The organism is Streptacidiphilus sp. ASG 303 (genome assembly GCF_020991365.1).
GTDB lineage: Bacteria > Actinomycetota > Actinomycetes > Streptomycetales > Streptomycetaceae > Peterkaempfera.
This window is the reverse complement of record NZ_JAJLRA010000036.1, coordinates 40,878-46,877: the sequence shown is the minus strand read 5'-3', so window position 1 is coordinate 46,877 and position 6,000 is coordinate 40,878. Positions and strand designations below refer to the sequence as shown.

The 6,000-nt window shown below is 77.8% G+C and carries 7 protein-coding genes; 4 read left to right on the top strand and 3 right to left on the bottom strand.

Annotated elements, in window-relative coordinates; translation table 11 throughout:
• The first annotated feature begins 153 nt into the window (after positions 1–153).
• Positions 154–1,134: an ATP-binding cassette domain-containing protein gene (locus LO771_RS27545; protein WP_230747497.1), complete on the top strand. Its 981-nt coding sequence runs from the start codon at positions 154–156 to the stop codon at positions 1,132–1,134.
• Positions 1,131–1,907, top strand: coding sequence for an ABC transporter permease (locus tag LO771_RS27540; RefSeq protein WP_230747496.1), 777 nt, complete (start codon positions 1,131–1,133; stop codon positions 1,905–1,907). Before LO771_RS27545 ends, LO771_RS27540 begins: the two co-directional genes overlap by 4 nt.
• 234 nt (positions 1,908–2,141) lie before the next feature.
• Here the strand turns inward: LO771_RS27540 and LO771_RS27535 are convergent, their stop codons facing one another.
• The 3 genes from LO771_RS27535 to LO771_RS27525 form a co-directional block, all read right to left on the bottom strand.
• Complete coding sequence (locus LO771_RS27535; protein WP_230747495.1) at positions 2,142–2,927, bottom strand: crotonase/enoyl-CoA hydratase family protein; 786 nt, start codon at positions 2,925–2,927, stop codon at positions 2,142–2,144.
• A 243-nt stretch (positions 2,928–3,170) separates the two neighbouring features.
• Positions 3,171–4,061 carry a deoxyribonuclease IV gene (locus LO771_RS27530; RefSeq protein ID WP_230747500.1) on the bottom strand — a complete coding sequence of 297 codons (891 nt, stop codon included), beginning with the start codon at positions 4,059–4,061 and terminating at the stop codon, positions 3,171–3,173.
• 154 nt (positions 4,062–4,215) lie between these two features.
• Complete coding sequence (locus tag LO771_RS27525) at positions 4,216–4,674, bottom strand: VOC family protein (protein ID WP_230747493.1); 459 nt, start codon at positions 4,672–4,674, stop codon at positions 4,216–4,218.
• Positions 4,675–4,744: 70 nt separating this feature from the next.
• Here LO771_RS27525 and LO771_RS27520 point away from each other — a divergent pair, with 70 nt between their 5' ends.
• Both LO771_RS27520 and LO771_RS27515 read left to right on the top strand, forming a co-directional pair.
• The gene (locus tag LO771_RS27520; protein ID WP_230747491.1) at positions 4,745–5,407 is read left to right on the top strand and encodes an ABATE domain-containing protein; all 663 of its coding nucleotides are present in this window, start codon (positions 4,745–4,747) and stop codon (positions 5,405–5,407) included.
• Complete coding sequence (locus tag LO771_RS27515) at positions 5,404–5,856, top strand: SRPBCC domain-containing protein (RefSeq protein WP_230747489.1); 453 nt, start codon at positions 5,404–5,406, stop codon at positions 5,854–5,856. The genes LO771_RS27520 and LO771_RS27515 overlap by 4 nt, the downstream gene beginning before the upstream one ends.
• Positions 5,857–6,000 lie beyond the last annotated feature (144 nt).

Sequence of the window (6,000 nt, the reverse complement as noted above, 5' to 3'; positions counted from 1 at the left end):
GGCCGCCCTCGACGCCGGCACCGGCCACGGCCGCATCAGCAACGCCCTGAGGAACGACGGCACCACCGCACTCGACATCCGCGCCACCACCGACCACGGCGACATCACCGCCCGCAGCCTCTGACCGCCCGCGGCCCCTGAAGGAGCACCCTCATGACCAACCTGGCCATCGCGGCGAACGGGCTGCGGAAGTCCTACGGCGACAAGGTCGTGCTCGACGGCGTCGACCTGGCCGTCCCCGAGGGAACGGTCTTCTCCCTGCTCGGCCCGAACGGCGCCGGCAAGACCACCGTCGTCAAAATCCTCTCGACCCTCGTCCCCGCCGACCCGGGCACCGGCGCCGTCCACGTCGGCGGCCACGACCTGGCTGCCGAGCCCCAGGCGGTACGCGCCGCGATCGGCGTCACCGGCCAGTTCTCCGCCGTCGACAACCTGATCACCGGTGAGGAGAACATGCTCCTCATGGCGGACCTCCACCACCTGCCCCGGTCCGAGGGGCGGCGGGTCGCCGCCGGGCTGCTGGAGCGCTTCGACCTGGCCGAGGCCGCGAGGAAGCCCGCCTCCACCTACTCCGGCGGCATGAAACGCCGCCTCGACATCGCCATGACCCTGGTCGGCTCCCCCCGGATCATCTTCCTCGACGAGCCGACCACCGGCCTCGACCCGCGCAGCCGCCACACCATGTGGCAGATCATCCGCGAGCTCGTCGCAGGCGGGGTCACCGTCTTCCTCACCACCCAGTACCTCGAGGAGGCCGACCAGCTCGCCGACCGCATCGCCGTACTCCACGACGGCAGGATCGCCGCGCAGGGCACCGCCGGGGAGCTCAAGCGGCTCGTCCCCGGCGGGCACGTCCGGCTCCGCTTCACCGACCCGGCCGCCCACCGGTCCGCCGCCCTCGCGCTGCCCGGCGCCGCGCGGGACGACGAGGCGCTGGCGCTGCAGATCCCCAGCGACGGCACCCAGCGCGAGCTGCGCTCCGTCCTCGACCGGCTCGACGCCGCCGGCGTCGAGGCGGACGAGCTGACCGTGCACACCCCCGACCTCGACGACGTGTTCTTCGCCCTGACCGACAGCGGCAGCGCGCCCGACCTGCCGAACCAGCCGAACCGGTCCACGGAGGCCCTGCGATGAGCTCCCTCTCCCTCGCCGTGCGCGACTCGTCCACCATGCTGCGCCGCAACCTGCTGCACGCCCGGCGCTACCCCTCCCTCACGCTGAACCTGCTGCTCACCCCGGTCATGCTGCTGCTGCTCTTCGTCTACGTCTTCGGCAACGCGATGAGCGGCGGCGCGGGCCGCGCGGCCTACATCGCCTACGTCGTGCCGGGCATCCTGCTGCTGACCGTCGGCTCCACCGTGGTCGGCACCGCGGTCTCCGTCTCCACCGACATGGCGGAGGGCATCATCGCCCGCTTCCGCACCATGGCCATCCACCGCCCGTCGGTGCTCGTCGGACACGTCGTCGGCAGCGTCCTGCAGTCGGTCGCCGGCGTGGTCCTCGTCGGCGCCGTCGCCGTGGCGATCGGCTTCCGCTCCGTCGGTGCGACCGCCCCGGAATGGCTCGCGGCGTTCGGGCTGGTCGTCCTGTTCGCCCTGGCGCTCACCTGGATCGCGGTCGGCATGGGCCTGGTCAGCCCGAACGCGGAGGCCGCAAGCAACAACGCGATGCCGCTGATCCTGCTGCCCCTGATCTCCAGCGCCTTCGTCCCGCTGCACTCCATGCCGGGCTGGTTCCAGCCCGTCGCCCGGTACCAGCCCTTCACGCCCGTCATCGAGACCCTGCGCGGGCTCCTCCTCGGCACCCCCGTCGGCAGCAACGGGTGGATCGCCCTGGCCTGGTGCCTCGGCCTCAGCGTGCTCGGCTACCGCTGGTCGGCCTCGACGTTCGACCGGGACGCGCGGTAACGCCCCGCCGGGGGCGGGCCGCCTCCCGCGGCCCCGCACCACCGCACCCGCGTTCCGCCCGGGGCGGCGCACACCGGCACCGCGCCGGCGTGCGCCGCCCCGCCGGCGCTCCCGGCCGCCGCACCGCGGCCCGGCGGACGGCGGCCCGGCGGACGGCGGCCCGGCGGACGGCGGCCCCGAGGCCAGGCGGGCGGCGGCGGACGCTCCGCCGCAGCAGCCGGGCGGGGCCCGCCCTCAGGCGCCGCCCGCACCGTCGAAGGAGCCGCCGCGCCCGGCGCCGGCGGCGAAGCGCGCCGCCCCGGCGCGCGTGTCGGCGGCCAGGGACCGCAGCCCGTGCCGCCACTCCCCGGCCAGGGCCTCCGCCTCGGGCAGTCCCTCCTGCTCCAGGAGGGAGAGCCGGTCCTCGCGCAGGCAGGTCTGCGGGAAGCGGGCGAGGCCGGCCGCCAGCTCCTCCGCCGCCTCCCGCTCGCGGCCCACGGGCACCACGCGGTTGGCCAGTCCGATGCGGTACGCCTCGGCCGCGTCGACGGGGCGGCCGGTGAGCACCATGTCCATCGCGACGCCCGCGCCCACGATCCGGGGCAGCCGCACCGTGCCGCCGTCGATGAGGGGCACGCCCCAGCGGCGGCAGAAGACGCCGAAGACCGCGTCCTCGGCGGCCACCCGCAGGTCGCACCAGAGGGCGAGCTCCAGGCCGCCGGCCACGGCGTGCCCGGCCACGGCGGCGACGACGGGCTTGCCGAGCCGCAGGCGGGTGGGGCCCATCGGGCCGCGGCCGCCGGCCTCCAGGCGGTTGCCGCGCGGGGTGCCCACGGCCTTGAGGTCCGCCCCGGCGCAGAAGGTGCCGCCCTCGCCCCACAGCACCGCGGCCGAGGCCGAGGGGTCCGCGTCGAAGTCCTCGAACGCCTCGGCCAGTGCCTGCGCGGTGGGGCCGTCCACCGCGTTGCGCGCGGCGGGCCGGGAGAGGACGACGGTGGTGACCGGCCCGGCCCGCTCGGTGCGGACGGCCGGCGCGCTCACCGGGCGGCCCCGCGGACGGGACGCGGGCGCGCGGAGGGCCCGTGTGCGGACGGGGGGACGGTACCGCCGCCCCTCCCGCGCTGCTCCCGCCGCCCCGCGGATCCGGGTCCGGGTCCCGGTCCCGGTCCCGGTCCCGGTCCTGGTCCTGGTCCTGGTCCTGGCACGACGGGCAGCGTAGGGCGGCGCCCGCCCCGCGTACAGGGGTGCGGGGGCCGGGGGCCGCCGGGCGGTGCGGCGCGCCGGTCAGCCGCGGTCCCGCAGCTCCTTGAGCCGGGCGACGTCGGCCGCGTGCCCGGCCCCGCCGCCCTCGTGGTCGGGGGTCTCGACGACGAGCGGCACGCCCGCGGTCGCCGGGTGGGCGAACAGCTCGCGGAAGGGCTCGGCGCCGATGTGCCCGCTGCCGATGTTGGCGTGCCGGTCCTTGCGGGCGCCCGCGACGTCCTTCGAGTCGTTGGCGTGGACCAGCCGCAGCCGCCCCTCGCCCGCGGCCGCCGTCAGCAGGTCCAGCGCCTCCTTCATCCCGCCGGGCGCGGCCAGGTCGTGCCCGGCGGCGAAGGCGTGGCAGGTGTCGAGGCAGACGCCGACCCTCGGGTGGCGGTCGAGCGCGTCCGCGTACGCGGCCAGGTGCTCCATGCGGGAGCAGAGCGAGCGGCCCTGGCCGGCGGTGGGCTCCAGCAGCAGCCACGGGGCGTCGTCGCCGAGGCCGTCCAGCTCGTCCAGCAGCGGGCGCACGTCCGCCCGGACCTGCGCCATCGCCTCCGCGTACCGGGAGCCGCCGCCCGGGGCGGTCCCGACGGCCGAGCCGGTGTGGACCACGACGCCGCGCGCCCCGATGGCGTGGGCGCGCAGCAGCGAGTGGCGCAGGGAGGCGGTGGAGCGCTCGCGGGTCGCCGCGTTGTCCGAGCCGAAGTTGATCAGATAGGGGGCGTGGACGAAGGCGGGGATGCCGTCCCGGGCGCAGGCGTCCCGGAAGGCGGCGTCGTGCCCGGGGTCGCCCGGCGGGGTGGCCCAGCCGCGCGGGTTGGCGACGAAGACCTGCACCGCCTCGGCGCCGATCCGGCGCGCGTAGGCCAGTCCGGTCCCGACCAGCCCCCGGCCGGCGACCGGCACGTGGGCGCCGACGGGGTTGCGCAGGGCGGCGGGGCCGCGGTCGGCGGGCGGGGCGGGGGCCGGGAGGGGGCCGCGGTCGGCGGGCGGGGCGGGGGCCGGGTCGGGCGGGGCGTGCATGCCCCCGAGCCTGCCACGTCCTGCGGGGCGCGCCGCCGCCGAGGCGGCGGCCGGCCCGGGTTCACTGCACGCAGAACTCGTTGCCCTCCGGATCGGCGAGGACGACGTGGCTGCCGGACACCTCGTCGACGACTCTGAGGACGGCGGCGCCGAGCCCCTTCAGGCGCTCCACCTCGGCGTCGCGACGCGCGGCCCCGACGTGCAGGTCGAGGTGGAGCCGGTTCTTGGCCCGCTTGTCCTCCCGGGCCTCGGGGACGGCCTGGAAGAGCAGGCGGCGGCCGAGTCCGGTGCCGGTGGCGGGATCGACGGGGTCCTCGGCGTGGCGCACGGCGGCGGCGTGCCGCCACGCTCGGCGGCCGTCGACGAGGACGGTCTGCTCCTCGCCGACGACGCCGGAGGCGAGCAGCCGCTTGACGAGGGCGCTGTTGTCCTCGCGCTCGTAGCCGAGGGCCTCGGCCCAGAAGGCGGCCTGGGCGAGGGGGTCGGCGCAGTCGACGACGAGCTTCCAGTGCACGGCCATGCGGTCCTCCGGCGTCCTGCGGGTCCCGGGATCCTGTCCACCCGACGGTGCAACCACTTATACTGGTGACATGACGGCGGCGGCAAGCACCGGCCTGGTCCTCCGCTCCCCCGAGGGCACCCGGTACCTCTTCGACCCCGGCGCGCTGTGCCTGGAGCTCCTCACCACCGGCGGTCCGGGACCTCTGGCCCGCCACGAGGTGCTGCACGCGCCGGAGGACCTGTCCCGCTGGCTGACCCTGTCCCGGCTCGGTGTCGGCCCCGGCGACGTCCGCGTCTCCCCGGGGGAGCTCGCAACGGCCCGGCGGCTGCGCGACGCCCTGTGGCGGCTGGCCCGCGCCGCGGCGGGCGGCGGCCCCTGGGGACCCGGGGACCTGGCGGAGGTCAACCGCGCCGCGGCCGCCCCGCCGCTCGCCCCGTGCATCGGCGCCGACCGCACCCGCGTCTGGGAGCTGCCCGCCGACGGGACCGGTGCGCTGTCGACCGTCGCCCGCGACGCGGTCGACCTGTTCACCGGTCCGCTCGCCGACCGGATCCGCGAGTGCGCGGCCCACGACTGCTTCCTCGTCTTCGTGGACGCCTCCCGGCCGGGGCGGCGGCGCTGGTGCGCCATGGAGCGCTGCGGGAACCGCAGCAAGACGCGGGCGCTGCGCGCCCGCCGCGCCACCGGGGGGACGGCGGCACCGGCCGGCCCCGCGTCCGAGGACACCGCCGACGGAAGGACCGGACCGTGATCCGCCCCACCGGACCGACCCGCCCCACCGGACTGACCCGGGACGCCGGATTTCAGATCGGCGTCTCCCGCACGCTCCCCCTCCCCCCGGAGGCCGTCTGGCGGTTCCTCGTCTCCCCCGAGGGGACGGCCCTGTGGCTCGGCCACGGGGCCGTCCTCCCCTCGGAGCGCGGGGCGGCGTGGACGGCGGCCGACGGCACGTCAGGCGAACTCCGCTCCCGGCACGAGGGATCGCGTGTCCGCCTCACCCGGCGCCCCGCCGGGCCGGGCGCCGAGTCCACGGTCCAGGTCACCGTCACCCCCCGCGGGGAGGGCGCGACGGTCCGCTTCCACCAGGAGCGCCTCGCCGACGCCGCCGGACGCGAGGAGCGGCGGCGGCACTGGCGGTCCGTCATGGACGCCCTCGAGCAGGCCCTGTCCCCTGCGGCGGACCGGCCGCCCCGCGGCTGACCGGCCGCCCCGCCCCCGGCCCCGGCGGGGCCGGCCTCCGGCAGCGCGGCGGGGCCGGCCTCCGGCAGCGCGGCGGGGCCGGCCTCCGGCAGCGCGGCGGGGCCGGGACACCCTGCGGCGTCCCGGCCCCGCCCTCCGTGCCCG

What these genes read in the sequence shown, in the direction of transcription:
- LO771_RS27525 (WP_230747493.1), bottom strand. Translation starts at nt 4,674, where the DNA reads ATGGCCGTGCACTGGAAGCTCGTCGTCGACTGCGCCGACCCCCTCGCC.
- LO771_RS27545 (WP_230747497.1), top strand. Translation starts at nt 154, where the DNA reads ATGACCAACCTGGCCATCGCGGCGAACGGGCTGCGGAAGTCCTACGGC.
- LO771_RS27520 (WP_230747491.1), top strand. Translation starts at nt 4,745, where the DNA reads ATGACGGCGGCGGCAAGCACCGGCCTGGTCCTCCGCTCCCCCGAGGGC.
- LO771_RS27540 (WP_230747496.1), top strand. Translation starts at nt 1,131, where the DNA reads ATGAGCTCCCTCTCCCTCGCCGTGCGCGACTCGTCCACCATGCTGCGC.